19 protein-coding genes and 2 pseudogenes are annotated in these 20,465 nt (G+C 69.5%); 13 read left to right on the top strand and 8 right to left on the bottom strand.

The window, feature by feature from the left end:
* Positions 1-906: integrase family protein (locus VNS22_RS02850; protein WP_325729409.1), on the bottom strand; the 906-nt coding region annotated here is incomplete at its 3' end.
* A gap of 311 nt (positions 907-1,217) precedes the next feature.
* Between VNS22_RS02850 and VNS22_RS02845 the strand changes: the two genes are divergently transcribed.
* Together VNS22_RS02845 and VNS22_RS02840 are read left to right on the top strand one after the other, a co-directional pair.
* Positions 1,218-1,439 (top strand): hypothetical protein, encoded by a 222-nt coding sequence (locus VNS22_RS02845; protein ID WP_325729408.1) that lies wholly within the window; start codon positions 1,218-1,220, stop codon positions 1,437-1,439.
* 67 nt (positions 1,440-1,506) lie between these two features.
* Entirely contained in the window at positions 1,507-1,998 is a 492-nt protein-coding gene (locus tag VNS22_RS02840) for a YidB family protein (RefSeq protein ID WP_325729406.1), read from the top strand.
* 9 nt (positions 1,999-2,007) lie between these two features.
* Here the strand turns inward: VNS22_RS02840 and uvsE are convergent, their stop codons facing one another.
* The gene (gene uvsE / locus VNS22_RS02835) at positions 2,008-3,069 is read right to left on the bottom strand and encodes a UV DNA damage repair endonuclease UvsE (protein ID WP_325729405.1); all 1,062 of its coding nucleotides are present in this window, start codon (positions 3,067-3,069) and stop codon (positions 2,008-2,010) included.
* A 401-nt stretch (positions 3,070-3,470) separates the two neighbouring features.
* On the opposite strand from uvsE, the gene cysP reads away from it, so the two are divergent.
* The 6 genes from cysP to VNS22_RS02805 all read left to right on the top strand — a co-directional run bounded on the left by cysP (position 3,471) and on the right by VNS22_RS02805 (position 9,268).
* Entirely contained in the window at positions 3,471-4,499 is a 1,029-nt protein-coding gene (cysP, locus tag VNS22_RS02830) for a thiosulfate ABC transporter substrate-binding protein CysP (RefSeq protein ID WP_325729403.1), read from the top strand.
* 27 nt (positions 4,500-4,526) lie between these two features.
* Positions 4,527-5,348 carry a sulfate ABC transporter permease subunit CysT gene (cysT, locus tag VNS22_RS02825; RefSeq protein WP_349261690.1) on the top strand — a complete coding sequence of 274 codons (822 nt, stop codon included), beginning with the start codon at positions 4,527-4,529 and terminating at the stop codon, positions 5,346-5,348.
* Between the two features lies 1 nt (position 5,349).
* Entirely contained in the window at positions 5,350-6,207 is an 858-nt protein-coding gene (gene cysW / locus VNS22_RS02820) for a sulfate ABC transporter permease subunit CysW (RefSeq protein WP_325729399.1), read from the top strand.
* A gap of 87 nt (positions 6,208-6,294) precedes the next feature.
* The gene (locus VNS22_RS02815; protein ID WP_325729397.1) at positions 6,295-7,296 is read left to right on the top strand and encodes an ornithine cyclodeaminase family protein; all 1,002 of its coding nucleotides are present in this window, start codon (positions 6,295-6,297) and stop codon (positions 7,294-7,296) included.
* A complete protein-coding gene (locus tag VNS22_RS02810) occupies positions 7,293-8,783 on the top strand; it encodes an aromatic amino acid lyase (protein WP_325729395.1) in 1,491 nt (496 codons plus the stop codon). The genes VNS22_RS02815 and VNS22_RS02810 overlap by 4 nt, the downstream gene beginning before the upstream one ends.
* A gap of 8 nt (positions 8,784-8,791) precedes the next feature.
* Positions 8,792-9,268, top strand: a complete 477-nt coding sequence (locus VNS22_RS02805; protein ID WP_325729393.1) for a nuclear transport factor 2 family protein — start codon at positions 8,792-8,794, stop codon at positions 9,266-9,268.
* Between the two features lie 3 nt (positions 9,269-9,271).
* Here VNS22_RS02805 and kduD read toward each other — a convergent pair whose 3' ends face one another.
* From kduD to VNS22_RS02790, 3 genes are read right to left on the bottom strand one after another with little or no spacing between them, the layout of a single operon-like run.
* Entirely contained in the window at positions 9,272-10,027 is a 756-nt protein-coding gene (kduD, locus tag VNS22_RS02800; RefSeq protein ID WP_325729391.1) for a 2-dehydro-3-deoxy-D-gluconate 5-dehydrogenase KduD, read from the bottom strand.
* On the bottom strand, positions 10,024-10,860 hold the full coding sequence (gene kduI / locus VNS22_RS02795) for a 5-dehydro-4-deoxy-D-glucuronate isomerase (protein ID WP_325729389.1): 837 nt from the start codon (positions 10,858-10,860) through the stop codon (positions 10,024-10,026). The genes kduD and kduI overlap by 4 nt, the downstream gene beginning before the upstream one ends.
* Positions 10,857-11,519, bottom strand: a complete 663-nt coding sequence (locus tag VNS22_RS02790) for a GntR family transcriptional regulator (protein WP_325729387.1) — start codon at positions 11,517-11,519, stop codon at positions 10,857-10,859. Before VNS22_RS02790 ends, kduI begins: the two co-directional genes overlap by 4 nt.
* A 395-nt stretch (positions 11,520-11,914) precedes the next feature.
* On the opposite strand from VNS22_RS02790, the gene VNS22_RS02785 reads away from it, so the two are divergent.
* A complete protein-coding gene (locus VNS22_RS02785) occupies positions 11,915-12,970 on the top strand; it encodes a sulfotransferase (RefSeq protein ID WP_325729385.1) in 1,056 nt (351 codons plus the stop codon).
* A 35-nt stretch (positions 12,971-13,005) separates the two neighbouring features.
* Here the strand turns inward: VNS22_RS02785 and VNS22_RS02780 are convergent, their stop codons facing one another.
* Positions 13,006-14,517, bottom strand: coding sequence for a flippase (locus tag VNS22_RS02780; RefSeq protein ID WP_325729383.1), 1,512 nt, complete (start codon positions 14,515-14,517; stop codon positions 13,006-13,008).
* A complete protein-coding gene (locus tag VNS22_RS02775) occupies positions 14,510-15,934 on the bottom strand; it encodes a glucosamine inositolphosphorylceramide transferase family protein (RefSeq protein ID WP_325729381.1) in 1,425 nt (474 codons plus the stop codon). Before VNS22_RS02775 ends, VNS22_RS02780 begins: the two co-directional genes overlap by 8 nt.
* Before the next feature lie 165 nt (positions 15,935-16,099).
* Here VNS22_RS02775 and VNS22_RS02770 point away from each other — a divergent pair, with 165 nt between their 5' ends.
* From VNS22_RS02770 to VNS22_RS02760, 3 genes and pseudogenes are all read left to right on the top strand, one after another.
* Complete coding sequence (locus VNS22_RS02770; protein WP_325729379.1) at positions 16,100-17,386, top strand: glycosyltransferase family 4 protein; 1,287 nt, start codon at positions 16,100-16,102, stop codon at positions 17,384-17,386.
* A 352-nt stretch (positions 17,387-17,738) separates the two neighbouring features.
* Positions 17,739-18,698: a glycosyltransferase family 2 protein gene (locus VNS22_RS02765; RefSeq protein ID WP_325729377.1), complete on the top strand. Its 960-nt coding sequence runs from the start codon at positions 17,739-17,741 to the stop codon at positions 18,696-18,698.
* Positions 18,699-19,205: 507 nt separating this feature from the next.
* Positions 19,206-19,609 (top strand): annotated as a pseudogene (locus VNS22_RS02760) (IS5/IS1182 family transposase); the annotation flags it as partial.
* A gap of 17 nt (positions 19,610-19,626) precedes the next feature.
* Here the strand turns inward: VNS22_RS02760 and VNS22_RS02755 are convergent.
* Positions 19,627-19,845 (bottom strand): annotated as a pseudogene (locus tag VNS22_RS02755) (transposase); the annotation flags it as partial.
* Between the two features lie 234 nt (positions 19,846-20,079).
* Between VNS22_RS02755 and VNS22_RS02750 the strand changes: the two are divergent.
* A partial coding sequence (locus VNS22_RS02750; RefSeq protein WP_414653304.1) for an IS110 family transposase occupies positions 20,080-20,465 on the top strand: 386 nt, incomplete at its 3' end.

Raw genomic sequence — 20,465 nt, 5'->3', positions numbered from 1 at the left:
GGTCGGGATCATGTCCAGGATCGCCAGCGCCGCGGGCGATAGCGCGATCTCCCGAGCCCCCGACGTCGAGCTCGTCTTGTGCTTCTCCAGCACCAGCACGCCGCGCCGCCGGTCCAGGTCGGTGCGCTTCGCGGTCCGAAGCTCGTTCGGCCGGGCCCCGGTCGCCATCAGAAGCAGGATCAGCCCGAGGGTCGGCGGCCACAGTTGCCCCGCCTGCCATTCGCTGCGGACAGCCGCCACGACCTGCGCCATCTCTTCCGCCGAGGCGATCCGCCGGACCCGCTTGCCGGTATGGATGGTCACCCCGGCCGTCGGATCCTCGCCCTTCGGGATGAGGTCATGCTCGCGGCAGTACCGGAACGCCTCGCGCAGCGCCGACACCACATGCCCGCCGGCGCGGAGCTTGGTCGTATGGCGCTCCGTGATCTGAGCTAGGAGCGAGCGGACCTGAGCCGGCCGGATCTCGACCGCCGGGTCGTCAGCATGCTTCCACGGCCGGATGTAGACGTTGAGCGCCGACTTCGGCGCCTTCTGCCCAGGCCGGCCGGCCAGCGCCTCGACGTACTTCTCGACCGCTTCGACCACCGTGAGCGGCTTCACCGCCGGCTTGCGTGCCTCGCGCAGCGCCTCGACCGGGTCGACCCCGTCGACCAGCTTCGCCAGATGGCCGAGGGCGAGCTCGCGCGCCTTCTCCGGCACGAGGCCCGGATGCGTGCCGAGCCGCATCTCCCGGTATCGGCCAGCGCGGCCGCCTGGCAGACGGTAGGCCAGGATATAGGCCTTCCGGCCGGTCGGCCGGACCTCGACGCACAAAGCCGGAACCTCAAGGTCGTAGATCCGGAAGGGCTTCGCCTGCGGCTCCAGCTTGGCGACCTGCGTCCGCAGGAGTTTTGTCCTAGCCGTCAAGCGCGCCTCTTAGCACCGGGTTAGCACCAGGATGAGATAACATGCTATTTGCCGCTATGCCATGCTATGCTAAACAATTGAAATTGCACGATACTGCTATGCAATGCTATACGCTGCTATTGCAAAGCAGTAGCTTCCCAAGCTACGTGTCGAGGGTTCGATTCCCTTCACCCGCTCCAGCCTTCCCCGCTTCCCTCACATGCCTGTCCCGACGAGCCGGCCGCACGGCCTGCTGGCCGATATTGCTTCGTTCGGTCCTTGATGTTCATGTTTTGTTCCAGTACTCTCGGCCCATGACGAACAGTTCCGACATGGATGGCGCGGACCTGAGAGTGGTGGGCCGTGATCATCTGGTTCACGTGATCGCGCGAGCCCTGCACGGCTTCGTACGCACGCCGGTCCACTCGGCCTCCATGGCGGGCTATGATGCCGCGGAGCGGGTCGCCGACCAGCTCGAAGCGTTCGGCTGGCAGGTGTTCCGACCGCATGTGGAGCCGCACCCACCGCGCCGGGATCCGCCCGGCGGCCGCTGAGGCCAGGAGCGGAACTCGGCCCAGCGCCGCCTGTTTCGATTCTTTGGGATCGTGCAGGAGAATGGCGATGAACCGCGGCCTTCCGTCGATGACCGCCTTGCTGGGCCTCCTGGCCATCGCGGGCTACCAGAACCGCGACAAGCTCGCGGAGATGTTCAGTGGCGGCTCCGGCGCACAACCGGCCGGGGGCGGTCAGAATCCGGCCGATGCGGCACAGCCGGGCGGGCTCGGCGGGATATTGGGCGGGCTCGGCAGCCTGTTCGGCGGCGGTTCCGGCAGCAGCCCCGGCAACGGTGACCAGCTGGTGAGCGGCGGGCTGAAGGAGCTGATCGACCGCTTCAAGGAAACCGGCCACGGTGAGGATGCCGATTCCTGGGTGGCGAGCGGGCCGAACCGGCCGGTCAGCTCCGAGCATCTCGAGCACGCGATCGGCCCGGACGTGCTGGCGACGCTCAGCCAGCAGACCGGCCTGTCCCGCGAGGAATTGCTGGCGCGCCTGACGCGCGAGCTGCCGGATGCCGTGGACCGCTACACGCCGGATGGCCGCCTGCCGACCTGAGCCGGCAGGTCAGCCCTCGGCGGGCATGGCCGCCTCGACCAGGCCGGCCGCTTCCTCGTCGGCCAAAGCATCCGGTTGGGCCGGATCGAGGCCGAAGCGGACCGCCACGTCCGGGGCATAGCGCAGGAGGTCCGGGCGCAGGCGCAGCAGCGCCAGGTCCTTGGCCTTGGCCTCCAGCATCACATCGAACTCCAGCCCCGCCACCGCGCGCATGAAGGTCGCGAACTCGAACGGGTTGCAGAAATCAGCGTGACCCGTCCAGACCGGCGGGACCGGGACGAGCTCGGTCCTGCGGGTGCCCGGCACCTTGCGCTTGAGCTGGCGCAGCTCGGTGCGCGGCGAGGAGAAATGGATCTTTGGGCGCACCCCGTCCGGCCAGGTCGCGAGGATCGCCGCCACGGTCGGCCGCAGCTCCAGCCCTTCCGGGTTCAGACACCAGAAGTGCTGGTAGTCGAAGATCAGGCGCACCCCGGTCTGCTCGTGGATGCGCAGTACGTCGGCAGCGCTGAAGCGCAGGTCGTCATGCTCCAGCACCAGGCGCCGCCGCACCGGTTCGGGCAGGCTGGGCCAGGTCCTGGCCCAACGATCGGCGCTGGCGACGCGGTCGCCATAGGTCCCGCCCACATGGACCACCAGCACCGCTTCTGGCCCGAGTTCCATCAGGTCCAGCATCTCCGCCTGGGAAGTCAGGTCCCACACGCTCTTTCTGACCAAGTCCGGGTCGGGGCTGTTCAGCACGATGAACTGGGAAGGATGGAAGGACAGGCGAATGTCGAGCCGCTTGGCCTTGGCGCCGATTGCCCGGAGCTCGGCGGCACTCTCCTGGACCATGCCATGGAACTGCGGCAGGTCCGGATGGGTGGCGTAGGGCGCCAGGTCGGAGGACATCCGGTACATCCGGATCCGGTGGCGATTCAGATGATCCAGGATCCGGTCGACATACTCCAGCGACACTTTCAGGTGCGGCCCGCTGGCATGGCGGCGCGCGTCGTTACTCTTCAGATCCGGTCTGGCCATGACCTTGACCGGGAAGCCCAGCCGGGCCGGCGGGCTGCTCGCAGGTCCGCTCAATCTGCGCTCTCCGGCTGCCCGGTTCGCCTGCCGGTGCCGATCATCATGCTGGTCCTTCCATCCCTGGCACCGGGCCGGCGCCGTTCCGCCCTGGGCAACGGTCGCGCCCTGAGTCTGCTGATCACTTGCTACGCAGGAGCGGCCGCTCCGGATCGCGCCGGGATGAACTGGCGCGCCGAAGCTGTCCGGCACAGATGTGCTTGGGTCCCGATTCATTTTTTCTTTAGGCAGGGGCGGGGCCGCACAATTGACCAGCCGCCTGTGGAAAAGTAAATTGTACCACAGATCTAATAAGTAAAATCGTCCGGGTGCAGAACTGCGCGGCTGCACTGCGGTCGCCAGATCCGGCTCGGGCGATAGGACATGCCGAGCCGATCTCGGGCAGGAAAGTGAGCAGTTCGATGAAGCGCCGTAGTCTGGTCGGGTCCGTGCTGGCCGCCCCCGTGCTGGCATCCGCTGCCCTGACCGGCCTGGCCCGGCCGGCCAGGGCCGAGGTCGGCACACTCCTGAACGCGTCCTACGACATCAGCCGCGAGCTGTTCGCCGCGATCAACCCGGCATTCGCCGCGGCCTGGAAGCAGCGCACCAGTCAGGACATCGTGGTCGAGCAGTCGCATGGCGGCTCGTCGCGCCAGGCCCGCGCGGTGCTGGAAGGGCTGCAGGCCGACGTGGTCACCTTCAACCAGGAGATCGACGTCCAGATCCTGCACGACCGGGGCAACCTGATCCCGGCCGGCTGGAAGAGCCGCTTCCCGAACGACAGCTCCGCCTACTACTCCCTGCCAGCCTTCCTGGTGCGCCCGGGCAACCCGAAGGGTATCAAGGACTGGGACGACCTGGTGCAGGAGGGGGTTCAGGTCCTGTTTCCGAACCCGCGCACCTCGGGCAATGCCCGCTACACCTATCTGGCTGCCTACGCCCACGCCCTGGAGAAGTCCGGTGGTGACCAGGCCCAGGCCGAGGCATTCGTCCAGAAGCTGATCGCCAACGTGCCGGTGTTCGACACGGGCGGGCGCGGCGCCACCACCACCTTCGTCGAGCGCGAGATCGGCGACGCGCTGCTCACCTTCGAGGCCGAGGTCAACGGCATCCGCCGCGAGTATGGCGATGCCGGCTACGAGGTGGTGATCCCGTCCACCAGCATCGAGGCGAACTTCCCGGCGACCGTGGTCGACGCCGTGGTCGACCGGCGCGGCTCGCGCGAGGCCGCCACCGCCTATGTCGAGTTCCTCTACACGCCCGAGGGCCAGACCATCCTGGCCGAGCACTTCAACCGGGTGCGCGATCCGGCGGTGGCCGAGCGCTTTGCCGACCGCTTCCCTGAAGTCCGGCTGTTCACCGTCGATGAGGTCTTCGGTGGCTGGCCCGAGGTCAACCGGGTACACTTTGCCGAAGGCGGCGTGCTCGACCGGGTGATGCGCGGGCGCTGAAGCCCTGTTGTCGGCCGGGGATCCTGTTTGAGAAAGCGTGCCTTGCCGGGCCTCGGGCTGTCGCTCGGCTTCACCCTGACCTATCTGGCCGTGATCGTGGTCCTGCCCCTGGCAGCGCTGGTGCTCAAGGCGCTGCAGCTGGGGCCGGCGGAGCTGTGGACGCTGGTGACCGGCGAGCGCGCCCTGGCCAGCTACCGGGTCACCCTGACCATGGCGGCGGCCGCGACCCTGTTCTGCGGCCTCTACGGCCTGCTGCTCGCCTGGATCCTGGTCCGCTACGAGTTCCCCGGCCGCCGCCTGGTCGACGCGCTGGTCGACCTGCCCTTCGCCCTGCCGACCGCGGTGGCCGGGCTGGCGCTCACCACCCTGTTCGCGAAGAACGGCTGGTTCGGCAGCGTGCTGGAGCCGCTGGGGCTGAAGGTCGCCTACGCGCCGGCCGGCATCGCGGTGGCGATGGCGTTCACCAGCGTGCCATTCGTGGTGCGCACGGTGCAGCCGGTGCTGGAGGAGCTGGACGCCGAGGCCGAGGAGGCCGCGCGGATGCTGGGTGCGGGCGACCTCGCCATCTTCGGGCGGGTGATCCTGCCCATGGTGCTGCCGGCCTGGATTGCCGGCTGCGCCCTGGCGTTCGCCCGCTCGCTGGGCGAGTTCGGCGCCATCGTATTCATCGCCGGCAACCTGCCGTTCGAGACCGAGGTGACCTCGCTCCTGACCTTCATCCGCCTGGAGGAGTTCGACTATGCCGGTGCCGCGAGCCTGGCCTGCGTGATGCTGCTGGCTGCCTTCGTCATGCTCACCGCGACCAGCTGGCTGCAGTCCCGCTGGCTGCGCTTCACCGGCAATCCCTGACATGGCCCCTGGCGCGGCGAAGCGCACCGGCCACCGGGCCGGCGACATCGCCTGGGTCCGCCGCCTGCTGATCGGGCTGGGCCTGGTCCTGACCCTCCTGTTCCTGGCGGCGCCGGTGGTGGTCGTGCTCGTCCAGGCGCTGCGCGCCGGGATCGCCGCCTATCTCGGCAACCTCCTGACCCCCGACACGCTGCACGCGATCTGGCTGACCGTGCTCACCGCCATCATCGTGGTGCCGGTCAATCTCGTGTTCGGCATCGCCGCCGCCTGGGCGGTCACCCGCTTCGACTTCCCCGGCCGCCGGCTGCTGGTGACCCTGATCGAGCTGCCCTTCTCGGTCTCGCCGATCGTGGCCGGCGTGATCTATTTGTTCCTGTACGGCGCGCAGGGCCTGCTCGGCCCCTGGTTGATGGCCCACGACCTTCGGATCATGTTCTCGATCCCGGCGATCATCCTGGTGACCCTGTTCGTCACCAGCCCGTTCGTGGCGCGCGAGCTGATCGCCCTGATGCAGGTCCAGACCGGGGAGGACGAGGAGGCGGCCCGCTCGCTGGGCGCCAGCGGCTGGCAGATGTTCTGGCGGGTGACCCTGCCGAACATCCGCTGGGCGCTGCTCTACGGCGCGATCCTGTGCTCGGCGCGCAGCATCGGCGAGTTCGGCGCCGTCTCGGTCGTGTCCGGCAACGTGCGCGGCCAGACCAACACCCTGCCGCTCCAGGTCGAGCTGCTGTTCAACGACTACAACGCCCTGGGCGCCTTCGCCGCCGCGTCCGTGCTGACCCTGATCGGCCTGGTGACGCTGCTGCTCAAGGCCCTGCTGGAACAGTTCGCCCCCGACCGGCGCGGCCGGAGCGCCTGAGGCTCGGCTGTACCGCTGCCGCCGCCATGTTAGGGAAGTGAACGTCCTGCTGGCCGGGACGGTCCAAGAGCAGGGAGGAGCCGGACCTTGGCGGAACTCTACATCACCTGGCTGAACGGTCCGGACATTGCGGCGCTGGAGCTGACCGACGAGGAGATCCTGGGGGCAGTCGAGGGCGGGCTGCGCGCCCAGGGCCGGGGCGAGACGGTGATCGAGCCGCGCATGCACCTGGTGCCCGACCCGGCCTTCCACGGCCATTTCAACGTGCTGCGCGGCTATGTGGCGCCGCTGGGCCTGGCCGGGGTCAAGGTGGTGGGCGACTATGTCGAGAACTACCGCCAGGGCCTGCCGTCCGAGTTCGGCATCCTCAACCTGTTCGACCCGCGCACCGGCCGGCCCTTGGCGATCCTGGACGCCACGGGCCTGACCGAGATGCGTACCGGTGCCGTGACCGCGCTGGGCGGCAAGTATCTGGCGCCGCCGGCCCCGAAAGTGCTGGGCCATGTCGGCGCGCGCGGCACGTCCTACTGGAACGTCCGCCTGCTCGACCGGCTGTTCGATTTTTCCGAGATCCGGGTGCATTCGCGCCGCCCGGAGAGCCGGGACGGTTTCGCCGACCGCCTGTCCCGGGACCTGGGCAAGCCGGTCCGCGCGGTCGCCGACTGGCGAAGCTGCATGGAAGGCGCCGACATTGTGGTCGAGGCCTCGCGCCTGCCGGCGCCTGAGCCGCTGCTGAAGACCGAGTGGATCAAGCCCGGCGCGCTGGTGATCCCCTACGGCACCATGAGCGCCGTCGAACTCTCGCTCACCGACATCATGGCCAAGATCGTGGTGGACGACTGGGGCCAGGCCCGGGCCGGCAAGCTCGGCGCCCTGCGCGCCCATGTCGACAGCGGCCGGCTGTCCGAAGCGAACCTCCATGCCGAGCTGGGCCAGATCGTGGCCGGGGAGAAGCCCGGCCGGGAGCGGCCGGACGAGACCATCCTGTTCTGGCATCGCGGCCTCTCGCTCAGCGACATCGCACTGGGCCAGCTGATGCTCGACAAGGCCGAGCGGCTGGGTCTCGGCCAGCGGCTGCGCTACGCGTGACCACCGTCTGCTTCGGGGCCGGCCCGGTCGGGATCCAGGACATCGTCCGTCTCGCCCGGGGCCAGGCACGTACGGTGCTGGCGCCGACGCTGCTGCCGCATCTGGCCCGGACACGGCAGGTGCTCGACCATGCGGCGGCCACGGGCACCCGGATCTACGGGCTGAACACCGGGCTGGGCGCCAAGGTCGGCAGCGACCTGGCCGAGCATCCGGACGGTCTGGACGCGAGCGCCTTCCAGGCGATGCTGGTGCGGGGCAGGGCGGTCGGCGTGGGCGAGCCGCTGCCGGCCGAAACGGTACGCGCGGCGATCGCCGCACGCTGCGCGATGCTGGCAGTGGGCGGCTCCGGGCTGTCGCCTGGCCTGTTCAGCGCGCTATGCGCACTGCTGGACCGGGGCGTCCATCCGCAGGTGCCGCGCCATGGCTCGATCGGCGAGAGCGATCTCGGCCTGTTCGCGCATGTCGCCCTGGTCCTGATCGGCGAGGGCCAGGCCGAGCACCGGGGCGTGGTCCTACCGGGTGGGGAAGCGCTGCGCCGGGCGAGCCTGGAGCCGGCACGACTCGCTCCGAAGGACGGCCTGTCCCTGATCAATGCCTCGCCCTTCGCCGTGGGCGCCGGTGCCCTGCTCGTCGATGCTGCGACCCGGCTGCTCGACTGGCAGGAGCAGGTGGTAGCCTTGAGCTTCGTGGCGGCATCGGCCAACCGGCTTGTGCTGGAGCCCGCCGTTCAGGCCGCCCGTCCTGCCACGGGCCAGGCTGCGGCAGCGGCAAGGCTGGCTGGACTCCTGGCCGGCAGCGACTGGCCGGCCGCGGGCCTGCAGGATCCCCTGTCGTTCCGCTGTGCAGCCCCGGTGCTGGGTGCAGGTGCCGAGGCGCTCTCGCGGGCGCGCCAGGAGGTGGAACTGGAACTCGGCAGTGCCGCCGACAATCCGCTGGTCCTGGCGGAAGCGGGCCTGGTGCTGTCGACCGGCAATTTCGCCGCCCCCGCCTTGGTGCTGGCCTTCGAGAATCTGGGCCTGGCGATGGCCCAGGTGGCCCAGGCCTGCCTCGGCCGCTTCCTCCAGCTGACCGGCGGGCGACGGGCAGGCCTGCCGCTGGGCCTGTCCCCGATCGGCGGCATGGCGGCCGGGCTCGTGCCTTTGCAGAAGACGGCAATGGCGCTGATGGGCGAGATCCGGCGCCACGCAGCACCGGTCATGCTCGACTGGTGGCCGGTTGCCGCCGGTGTGGAGGATCATGCCACGCAGGCGCCCCTGGTGGTGGAGAAAGCCGGAGGGATCCTCACGGCATGGCGCCATCTGGTCGCGATCGAACTGCTGGCGGCCGCCCAGGCGCTCGACCTCCAGGACGGCCCGGCACTCGGCGATCCATTGGCCCGCCTGCAGCAGGAGGTGCGCGCACGGGTGGCGTTCCTCTCCGCCGATCGTCCGCCCGGTCCCGACGCCCAGGCGCTGCATGACTGGATTGCGGCGGAGCCACCGCCATGAGCAGTACGATGAGCAAGGTTGGCCTGATGCGGGCGATGCTGCTCGCCCTCGTCATGCTGGCAGGCTGTGTCCCTGCACCCAGGCCGGGGCAGGATGAGCCGGAACAGGCGATCCGCACGGCCCTGCTGGATTGGACCGGCGACTTCAACGCCGGGCGCCAGGAGCGGATCTGCGACCTGTTCGCGACCGAGCTGCGCTACGACTACGGCGCCTTCCCGGAACGCGGCCACCGGGCGATCTGCGACCTGCTGCACCGGTCGCTCGACGACCCGGAGCGGCGCTACCGCTACGACCTGGAGATCAAGGAGATCCTGGTCTCCGGTGATCTCGCGGTGGTGCGCCTCGCCTGGACCCTCGAGGTGAGCGAGCGCTCGACCGGCGAAACCCTCGCGCGCTCCACCGAGCCGGGCATGGACGTCTTCCGCCGCCAGCCGGATGGCGGCTGGAAGATCATCCGTTACCTCGCCTACGAGATCGACGGCTGAGCCTCAGCGCGCCAGCCAGCCGCCATCGACCGGCAGGATCGCACCATGGACATAGTCGGCCGCGGGCGAGGCCAGGAACACCGCCGCACCGCCGATATCGTCCGGCTGGCCCCAGCGGCCGGCCGGAATGCGCGCCAGGATCTGCTCGCTGCGGTCCGGATCGTTGCGCAGCGCCTCGGTGTTGTTGGTCACGAAATAGCCGGGCGCGATCGCATTCACGTTGATGCCTTTGGCCGCCCACTCGCAGGCGAGCAGCCGGGTGATGCCGGCAAGTCCGCTCTTGCTCGCCGTGTAGGAAGGGATCCGGATCCCGCCCTGGAAGGACAGGAGCGAGGCGATCATGATGATCTTGCCGCCCCTGCCGTCGGCCAGCATGGTCCGGGCGGCCGCTTGGCTCAGGAAGAACGCGCTCTTCAGGTTGACGTCCATCACCGCGTCCCAGTCGGCCTCGGTGAAGTCGATCGCGTCCTGGCGGCGGATGATCCCGGCGTTGTTCACCAGGATGTCGATCCGGCCGAAATTGGTGACTGCGGCCTCGACGATGTCCGGGATGGGCTCCAGGGTCGCGAGGTCGGCCGTGACGCCGAGGAAGGTGCCGCCGCCCGCCTCCACGGTCGCCCGGGTCTCGTCCATCGGGCTGCGGCCCACGCCGACCACCCTGGCACCGGCCCTGGCCAGCGCCAGGGCAATGCCCTGGCCGAGGCCGGTATTGGCACCGGTGACGACCGCGGTCCTGCCGGACAGGTCGAACGGGCTCACCGCAGGTCCGCCATCTGGACATGGTCCATGTCGGTATAGTCCTGGTTCTCGCCGGCCATCGCCCAGACGAAGGCATAGGCCTCGGTGCCGACCCCGGTATGAATCGACCAGCCGGGCGAGATCAGCGCCTGGCCGTCGGCCACCACCAGGTGGCGGGTCTGGTCCGGTTCGCCCATGAAGTGGAACACCCGGGCGTCCGCCGGCAGGTCATAGTAGCAATAGGCCTCCATGCGCCGGTCGTGGACATGGCAGGGCATGGTGTTCCAGAGCGAGCCCGGCTCCAGCACGGTGGTACCCATCACCAGCTGGCAGGTGCGGACCACGTCCGGGTGGATCAGCTGGTAGATCGTGCGCCGGTTGGCCTTGGCCGCCTCGCCCAGCTGCATGGTGCGCGCCGACGACAGCGGCAGGCGGACCGTCTCGAACCGGGCATGGGCCGGCGCGCTCACCAGGTAGAACTTCGCCGGGGAGGCGGGATCGGCCGAGCGGAAGGTGACCTCGGCCGTGCCCATCGCCACGTAGACGGCCTCGCGCTTGGCCAGCTCATGCTCGGTCCCGTCGGTCACGACCGTGCCCGGCCCGCCCAGGTTGATCACCCCCAGTTCCCGCCGGGTCAGGAAATGCTCGGTCCGGAAGCTCGGCTCCGGCGCCAGGCACAGCACCTGGCTCGTCGGCATCGCCCCGCCGACCACGACGCGGTCGACATGGCTCAGCGTCAGCAGCACCTGGTCGGGCGCGAACAGCCGCTCGATCAGGAAATGACGGCGCAGTGCGTCCGTATCCATGCCGCGCACGGCCTCGGGATGGACGGCTTGACGGGTCTCGGTGATCACGGCCCTGCCTCTTCAGAAATCTCGGTGAACCAGTCGGGGTGCAGCGCGCGGATCGCCGCCAGGTCGACCACCAGGGCGCCGACATGGGCCCGCATGCACATGGCGGCACCCTCCGGATCATGACGGGCGATGGCGTCCAGGATCGCGCGGTGCTGTTCGATGACCTTGGGCAGCCGGCCGAGCTGGGGCAGGGTGGCCCGGCGGTAGCGGTCGAGCTGAAGCTTGGCGCGGCGGACCAGGCGCCAGATGCCGGGATAGCCCGAGGCCACGGCGATCGTCGCGTGGAACGCCTCGTCGGCGATGTGGAACTCCTCGATTGCCCCCCGCTCCGCCGCACGGACCTGCCGGTCGATCGCCGCCTCCATCCCGGCAAGATCCACGCCTGGGCTGCGCTCGGCCGCCAGGCGCGCGGTCGCCTCTTCCAGGGCCTGGCGCACCAGCACCGCCTCGGGAAGGTGGTTGGCGGGAATGCGGGCCACGAAGGTGCCCACCTGCGGCACCATGGCGATCAGCCCCTCGCTGGCCAGCTGCAGCAGCGCCTCGCGCACGGGCGTGCGGCTGACCCCGAACAGGGCCGCGATCTCGCGCTCGTTGACGGGCTCGCCCGGTAGCCGCACCAGCCGGACGATCTGGTCGCGCAGATGGGCATGGATGGCCACGGCGGCACTGGGACGCCGGCTCCCAGCGGTACGCGCCTGCCTGCCCGCCCGTGCCTGCGCACGAGTCCGTGTATGACTGGGCGCCGGCTGCGTGTCCGGCTCGCCCGTCTCCGGCATGTTCAGCCCCAACGGCAACCCCTTCGGCTGTGATATATTACTGTCTCGCTTGGCGACAAGGCTCGCGGGTCATCCCACCTAGCCGAGCTTGCGGCATCGGCCCTGGCGAGGGAACTGTCATGAGGATCGTCGCGCGCCCCTCGGCTGCGGTACCCTGGCACCACGATCGGCCGCGCTTTGTCCGGCGCGGCACAGGGGCGGCTCGCAGTTCCCGTGGAAACCCCGTAAGGGGGCGCCTGTAAGGAACGCCGCCTGGGGCGTGGCTGGGAGAGGTTGAGATGTCCGAGGTAGAGCGCGTGTTCCCCGACACGGCGCCCATCTTCGTTGTTGGAGCACCTAGGTCCGGCACGACGCTGTTCCAGCGCATCCTCGACGCCCATCCGCGGATCGGCGTGGCCGACGAGATCATCTTCTTCGACATCATCCGGGGACTCGAGGCGGAGGTCCCGGACCTGAAGGCGCCGGGTGCGATCGACCGGATGTTCGAGCGCCTGCCGAGCATGGATCACTTCCACAACTGGAACGGCCTGGACGAGACCCTGGCGGCGGTGCGCCAGGAGATGCTGGAACATCCCGACCCCAGCTACCCGCTGTTCTTCCTCAAGCTGATGCAGGTCTATGCCCGGCTGCGCGGCAAGGTCCGGATCGGCGACAAGACGCCCTGGAACGTGCGCCATCTGGACGAGATCCTGGCCATGTTCCCGGACGCGCGCATCATCCACCTGGTGCGCGACCCGCGCGCGAACGTGGCCTCCCGGGTGGAGCTGCCGCGCACCTCCAAGGACGTGGTCACCGCCGCGGTGAAGTGGCGGATCGACGTGGAGGCCGCGCACCGCTTCGCCACCGGGGGCAAGGCCCATGCCGGCAACTATCTGGAGCTGCGCTACGAGGACCTGGTGCGCGATCCCGAGCCCTGGGTGCGCAAGGTCTGCACGGTGGTGGGCGAGGAATTCGACCCGGCCATGCTGGAGTTCCACCGCTCGCGCGACGTGATGTTCAAGGACCAGCCCTACAAGGAGGGCGTGTTCCGCCCGGTCAACACCGCCTCGATCGACGCCTACAAGAAGCGGCTGAAGCCGGCGCAGATCCGCCTGATCGAGCTGATCGCGGCGGGGCCGATGCGGCGGCTGGGCTATGAGAAGCTGCCGGCCGCCGAGGGCGGCTATGCACCGATCCCCGCCCAGCTCCTGCGCGAGTTCGTGGCGTGGCGCAGCTTCAAGGCCGAGGAGCGTCGCCGGATCGCCGCCGAGAGCGGGATCCGCTTCCGCAGCGGCAATGCCAGCCTGTTCGGCCAGATCAAGCGCCAGATGCTGGGCCGCGGCCCTCGGGCCTGACTGCCCGATGGGGCGGCCTCGTGGCCTGACGGCGCTCAGGAGGCTGCCGGCTGGCGCTTCTTGCGCTTGAGCATCGCCTCCAGATAGGCGGGCGGTGCCAGGCGGACGATCACCGTAAGCCCCAGGAACACGAGGCCGCCGGCCACCAGCGCCAGCGGCCAGAACAGGCCCAGGCGCGCCAGGCCCAGCATGGCGGCGATGCTGAGTGCCGTCACCAGCACCGCCTTGACCAGCGCGCTCAGGATGGGCGGCCACACGCCGCTCCACGCGACCGCGGCCATCAGGCCCAGGCAGAGCGCGGTTTCGGTCAGTGCGGTGCCGAACGCGGCGCCCAGGTAGGAGAAGCGCGGGATCAGCGTGAAATAGCTGACCAGCGCCACGCCCAGCCCGATGCAGTCGGTCAGGAAGGCCTGGCGCTGCAGGTCCATCGCGGTCAGCATGTGCCGGTAGACCTGCGCCACGGCATTGGCGGCGATCGCCACGGCGACGATGGTGAGCGCCGGTGCCGCCACCGCGAACTCGGGCCCGGCCACCACGGTCAGCACCTCGGCCGGGAATGCCGCGAACGCCGCGATCACGCCGCCGCCGAAGATCAGCATGGCGGTGATCGCGTGGCCGCCGGTGGCCCGTGCCGCCGCCTCGTCCTTCTCGGCCAGGGCGGTCACCAGCATCGGCATCAGCATGCCGTTGAACAGCACCGCCAGGGTGATCAGGATCTCGAACATCTTGCTGGGCACGCCATAGAGGCCGACCGCGGCGTCCGTGGCGAGCAGCGAGAGGAGCAGGATGTCGCCGCGCAGGATGGTGCTGAGGATCACCCGGGAGCCGGCGATCGGCAGGCCGGTAGCCATGAGCTCGCGCCAGATCGGCAGGTCCACCGTCGGGCGGAAGCGCTGCAGCCGCTGGGCCAGCGGCCAGGCGACCAGCAGCTGCACGAAGCCGCCGCCCAGCATGGCGCCCACCATCGGCACCACCCCGGCATCGGCCTGCACCGCCAGCCATACCAGCCCCAGCATGACCAGGCCGCCGACCGTCTCCGAGATCGCCTGCTGGCCCTGGCGCAGGTGGCGCTGGAACACGGACTGCAGCATCATCGCGGCCTGGAACACGACGTAATAGGGCGCTGCCACCAGGATGCCCTGCACGATCGTGGAGTCGTAGGGCATCACCAGGCTGACCAGCGCGCCTGCGGCCATCACCGCAGCCGAGAGCAGCATGCGCAGGAGCATGGCCGCCCCCATCAGCCGGCCATGGTCGCGGCCGGGCCGCCCCAGCTCGCGCAGTACCACGATCTGCAGGCCGAGATCCGACGCGATGCTGACGAAGGAGACGAAGGTCAGGATCGTGCGGTACGCGCCATAGCCGTCCGGGCCCAGCGCCCGGGTGATCAGCGCGATGCTGACCAGGCCGATCACCACCGCGATCACCTTGCCGACCACGATCGAGGCCATGTTGAAGGTCAGGGCGCGGACCGTGCTGCGATGATCCGGGAGGGTCTTGGGCGTGTCGTGCGCCACGTCCGTGCCGGACAGTGCGGGATCAGCCACCGGCCAGCGACCTCAGGCCGGTGAGCCAGCGGCGCAGCGAACGGGATTCGCGCTTGCCGTCGACCAGGAAGCCCTGGCCGAACGGGGTGAGGGTGTGCAGGCCGTGCGGGCAGGGGCCGGCCGGATCGGGCCGGAGCACCGGGCCCGGCCGCTCGAGATACAGGTCGGGTGTCAGCGTCAGCACCTCGTTGAGCACGATCGCACCACCATAGGTCGCCCGGCAGTCCTGGGCGGGGCGCCATAGCCTGCCCCCCGCGCGAAACAATGGTCCTGCCGGCCGCGCCGAGCCCAGGTCCACCTTGATCGGGTTCATCGGGTGGGGGGTCCAGGGTCCCAGCAGATCCGGTGCTCGGTAGAGCACGAGATTGGTCTCGTCCTGGGCCGCACCGTCGCCGGCGAACAGCCAGAAGCCCTGGCTGTCGCGAAACAGGGTCGGGTCGGCTGCGGCTAGCCCGTCGATCAATACCGGCCCCGGTACGAACCGCTCGGGGAACGGATCGCCCCGATAGAGCCGCACCAGGCCCGCTGCCTTCGCCTCCGGCAGCAGCCAGGTCTGGCCGTCATGCTCGACGAGCTGCGGGTAGGACAGATGGAACGGCTCGCGCAGCACGGTCCGTTCGCTGCCGTCCCGGTCGATCGCCACGAGATAGCCCAGGCGCTCCTTGAAGTCGTAGGCCTCGGCCAGGACCAGCTCCGGCCGGCCGGACGCCCCCGCCTGACCGAATGGATCGGCATGATAGCCTTGCTGCCGCGCCGGCAGCCAGGTGATCCGCCGGGCGTCCGGCCCGGCCACCAGCTGTTCGGGCGTCTGGTCCAGCACGCCCACCCGCCACTGCTCTTCCCAGGCCTCGCGGAGGATCCTGCCGGCCAGATTGCGCAGCCGCGCCGCCCTGGTCAGCCGGGCGACCGGCTCCAGCGCTGTTCCCGGTACCTCGGCCGGCTCCTCGGATGCAGGCGGGGTGAGGCCGGCTTCCAGCAGCAGCAGCATCCGGATCGGCATGGTGGCGGCTGCGGCGAACAGCCGGTCCTGGGTCTTGGGCAGGCTGTGGCTGACCGTCTTGATCCGGCAGTGCTCGAGCACGCGCTCGCCCACCATCAGCGCTACGCCGGCATCGCGCCGGCCGGCCTGCAGCGCCGCGACCCCGGCCAGCGCCACCTCGTGCATCCCATCCCAGCAGAAGCGCCAGGTGCCGAACCGGCTGGGCGGCCCCGCGTCCTGCGCGTTCGGCCGCAGGTCGAGCACCGCTGCCAGCGCTCCCGCTTCATGGGCGGCATTCGCCGCCAGGACCACCAGTTCCACCGGCTGCACAGCGCAGGCCCGTGCCAGGGCCTGCTGCAGGGACACCACATCCTGGGCGGGGATCAGGCCGATCCGCAGCTTGTGAGCCGCGGCGGCGTTTACGCTGCAGGAAGCCACGGCTACCTCGTCGCCTGGGCTGGGATCGGCCGGCCCTACCGAACGCTGGATGGACGGCGCCATGGGCGGATGGCTGTCGAGATTGGGCAGAGTGCTGCATCCGAAGTTGCCGTCTGCCGACGGGGGCGGTGGCCCGGTCGCCTGGGCGGCCGGCATGGCGGGTCGATGACCCTCCGCGTCGCGTTCGTCAGCCAACCGCGAGATAGCCTGAAGGGCGCCGGCCCGCAATCAGGGTCGGTGGCGATCGTGCTGGACAGGCTGGTGGAGGCGCTGGGCACGGCGGTCGAGCCGCTGGCGATCGCACCGCGATTGCCGGGACAGGCGGGCAGCGAGACCAGTTCCGGCGGGCTGGCGATCCACCGCGTCGCCACCGATCACCGCCAGGTGGAGAAGGCGCTCGAGCTGCTGGATCCGCGCGTCCTGCCGCGCCTGATGCGCCCGGCCTACTACCGGACCTACTTCCGCGGTGCGGCAGCGCGGCTTGCGACCCTGAACCCGGCCATCGTCCACGTGATGACGTCGACCCAGGCGGGGCCGCTGCTGCGCCAGGCCCTGCCGGGCGTGCCCCTGGTGCTCCATCTGCACGACGACATGCTGACCAGGCTGCCGCCCGCCGACAGCGCGGCGCGGCTGGCGCCGTTCGCCGCGATCGTCACCTGCTCGGACTGGCTGGCCCAGGCGCTGCGCGCCCATGTGCCAGAGGCAGCCGGGCGGATCTGGCCGATCGGCAACGGCATCGATCCGCCGGCGCTGGCGTCGGCCGAGCGCGGGCCCCGCCCGATCCGCCGGCTGCTGATGGTCGGCCGGATCTCGCCGGAGAAGGGACCGCACGTCCTCCTCGAATCGTTCGCCCAGCTGGCGCCGGCCTATCCCGAACTCACCCTCGATCTGGTGGGGCCGGTAGGCCTGCTGCCCTTGTGCCACGCCCGGCTGATGGCAAAGGGAGAGCCGGCGATGGCGGAGGCGGTACGCCGGTTCTACGGTACCGGCCTCCAGGCATTGGCTGCACAATTCATTAGTCCTGGCAAGACGTTGCAGGCACGTCTTCTCGCATTGGTTCCGCCGGAGCTCCAGCCGAGGATCCGCTTCGTCGGGCCGCTGCCCCACGACCGTCTGGCCGCGGCCTATGAAGCGGCCGACCTGCTGGTGCAGCCGTCCGTATGCCGTGAGGGGTTCGGCCTGCCGGTGGCGGAAGCCATGGGGCAGGGCCTGCCGGTGGTGGCAGCCGGTCATGGCGGGCTGCTGGATCTGGTGCAGCCCGGCCGCACCGGCCGGCTGGTGGCGCCGGGCGATGCTCAGGCGCTGGCCGGCGCCATCCGCGACCTCATCGACGATCCGGCCGGAGCGCGAGCCTTCGGTCTGGCCGGCCGGGAACTGGCGCTCCAGCACTTCACCTGGCGGCATGCCGCTCGACGCCTCCTGGACGTCTACCGACGGATCACGACACCCTGACACGTCGCCGCAGGCGGGCACTACCGCAATCGTGAGCCACACCAGGCCATTGCCGAAATCCGCTCACGCAGCGGTTGCATGGATGGCCGCTGCCACACACTCCGGTGCGCGCCAGGCCTCGTCATTCCCGTTGAACGGGGATGGCGGAAGCGGGATGATCCGGGCTCCGGCCCGGGCCGGTTTCCCGGGCAGCAGCCAGCGCAATTTTTCGGCGGAGATGGAGCATCTTGCGTGCACTGTGCTCACTTGGTTCGGCAACTATTGATCGTCCGGACCGAGCGAGTTCCGAGCAACCGGCCGACGGCTCCGAAACGTGCGGTCGGCGAATGCATTTCACGACAGGTGTTGTAGAATGACGATCCCAAGCACCGGCCAGCCCCTGGTGAGCATCGGCGTTCCCGTGTTCAACGGCGAGAACTATGTGGAGCAGGCGCTGAGCTCGGTACTCGCCCAGACCATGGGCGACTTCGAGATCGTGGTCTCCGACAACGCGTCCACCGACCGGACCAGCATGATCTGTCAGGATCTGGCGGCCACGGACGGGCGCATTCGCTACTATCGCAACGAGCGCAATCTCGGTGCCGGCGCCAACTACAACCTGGCATTCGCCAAGAGCCGCGGCACCTACTTCAAATGGCTGGCCCACGACGACCGGATCAAGCCCGGCTACCTCGCCGCGACGGTGGCGGCGCTCGACCAGGCACCCGACGCGGTGCTGTGCAACGCGGTGGTCGACTACATCAACGGCCAGGGCGAGCACATCGCGTTCTATGACAGCGGGCTCGGTGGCGCGGACCATCCGCGCCCCTCGCACCGCTTCGCCACCATGATCCTGATGTCGCATTCCTGCGTCGACTTCTTCGGCCTGTGCCGCCGCTCGGCGCTGGTCGATTCGATGCTGCACGGGCCCTTCCATGGCGCGGACCGGGCATTCCTGGCGCAGATGGCGCTGCGCGGCCGGCTCTTGCAGGTGAAGGAGCCGCTGGTCGAGATGCGCGAGCACGACCAGCGCTACACCCGCGCCAAGCAGGATGCCAGGGGCCGGGCCGCCTGGCACGACGCGGCCAAGGCCAAGGCCCGCAGCCTGCCGACCTGGCGCCTGTACCGCGAATATGTCGATCTGGTCGCGAAAGAGCGCCTGGCCCCCGCGGAGCGCACCGCCTGCCGCCTGGCCCTGCTGCGCTGGTGGATCGTCAACTGGAACTCGATCCGCGCCAGCGTGGACATCGGCGCGCTCGCCTGGCCGCGCCTGCCCCACCACGCCGAGATGGTGAAGATCCGCCTGTTCGGCAAGGCGCCCGGCCACTTCTGAACCGGGCCACGCGGCGCCTACGGAAGTGGGCTCTGCCGACAGTCGGCCAGGGACGGTCATGGACCTGCGGCCAGTCGATGCTCTGGCCGGTCGCTGCCGAAACCGCCTCGGTCAGGCGCGACACCTTGCACGGATCCTCGGCCAGGGCCTTGGGTCAGCCAGCGCTGGCGCGCTGTTCGACCGCCACCCCTGTCGGCTTTGCGGACATTCCTCGCAAGCCGGCAACCGCCCCTGCCGTGGGTCAATGGCAGGGGCGGTGGTGGTGAGCCTGCCCATCCTCGTGCCTGTCCCGGAGATGAGGCCCCGCCACAGCACTTGCCCCTCCGGCAGGGCCTGCTGGCCCTGACCACGATGTGCTGGATCGACCGCGCTGCGGCGACCGGTGGCTGGACAGTAGATGGGGCACTGGCACAGGCCCGGAGAATGGCGCCAAGTGGCGCAGCCTGCCGCCTGAGTTCGGGCCTCCGTTCAGGTCTCCTGACCTGAACGCCTGCGGCGATGGATGATCCGCCTGCTGGCGGATCATGGTGGATGGCGGCACAGACCTTCATCCGCTGGGGAAGGCTTGGAGTTTGGGAGCGGCTGCTGACGATGGCGCAGGAGCGGGGCGTGCAACTCGGCATGACCTTCTTGGACGGCAGCAACATCCGTGCTCATCAGAAAGCGGCAGGTGCCGCTCAAAAGGGGGCGACGGAACCCGACATCCTGCGGGTGAGGCTCTTGGCCGATCTCGTGGCGGCTATGGCACCAAAGTCTGCGTGATCGCTAACGGCAGCGGTCGTGCCGTCGCTTTCAGTCTCGCCCCAGGACAGGCGCACGAACTGCCGCAGGCGATCGGCCTGCTTGCTCGGCTGCCAAGCGTGCCACGCTGGGTGGTGGCCGCTAGGAGTGTCAGGAATTCCGTGTATCGGTGGGCGGTTGCCCATGATCAGGCCATGGCTCTGGTGAAGCGCTCGCCGAACAGGATGGCGAACTGGGCCTTGGCCATGCACCACTGACGGGGTGGCATCTTCCACTCCCGCTCGGTCCGGTTCAAGACCAGGAACAGGAGCTTCATGGCTGCTTCGTCGGTCGGGAAGTGGCCCCTGGCGCGGACGGCGCGGCGCAGCTTGGCGTTCAAGGCTTCTATAGCATTTGTAACCGGTATGAGAGAGCCGGTGCCGACGTCCGGCGGGATCTGCGGATCTTCGCGTATGGTGCGACCATCCGGGACAGAAGGCACCGGGAGCACGAAGTGCGGGCAGGCCGATGTACACGATGAGCTGCGAGCTCGCGTTAGTAGCTGGCCGCCTTTTGCGCCTTGCCCGGTTGCGCCGTGAGCGCGGATCCGTAGGTGTCGTGTCGCCCCACGCTCCCGTTCTTCCAGCGACAGGAGGACGTGATGCGACGCGTGATCGGCATGGACATCCACCGCACCTTTGCGCAGGTCGCGGTGTGGGAGGAAGGTCGGCTGCATCAGGCCGGCCGGGTGGAGATGACCCGAACCGCGTTGGAAGGCTTTGGCAAGACCCTGGAGCCGACCGACGAGGTGGTGGTCGAGGCGACCGGCAACGCCATGGCGGTGGTGCGCGTGCTGTCGCCGTCTGTGGCGCGGGTGATCATCGCCAATCCGCTGCAGGTGAAGGCGATCGCCCCTGCGCAGGTGAAGACCGACAAGATCGATGCCGGCGTGCTGGCGAGCCTGCATGCCGCCGGCTACCTGCCAGAAGTCTGGACACCGGATGCGGCCACCGAGCGCCTGCACCGTCTGGTTACTCGGCGCGACCA

Origin of the sequence: Geminicoccus sp., from assembly GCF_035556675.1 — a bacterium.
Taxonomy (GTDB): Bacteria; Pseudomonadota; Alphaproteobacteria; order Geminicoccales; family Geminicoccaceae; genus Geminicoccus.
This window is presented reverse-complemented; position numbering and strand designations above follow the sequence as displayed.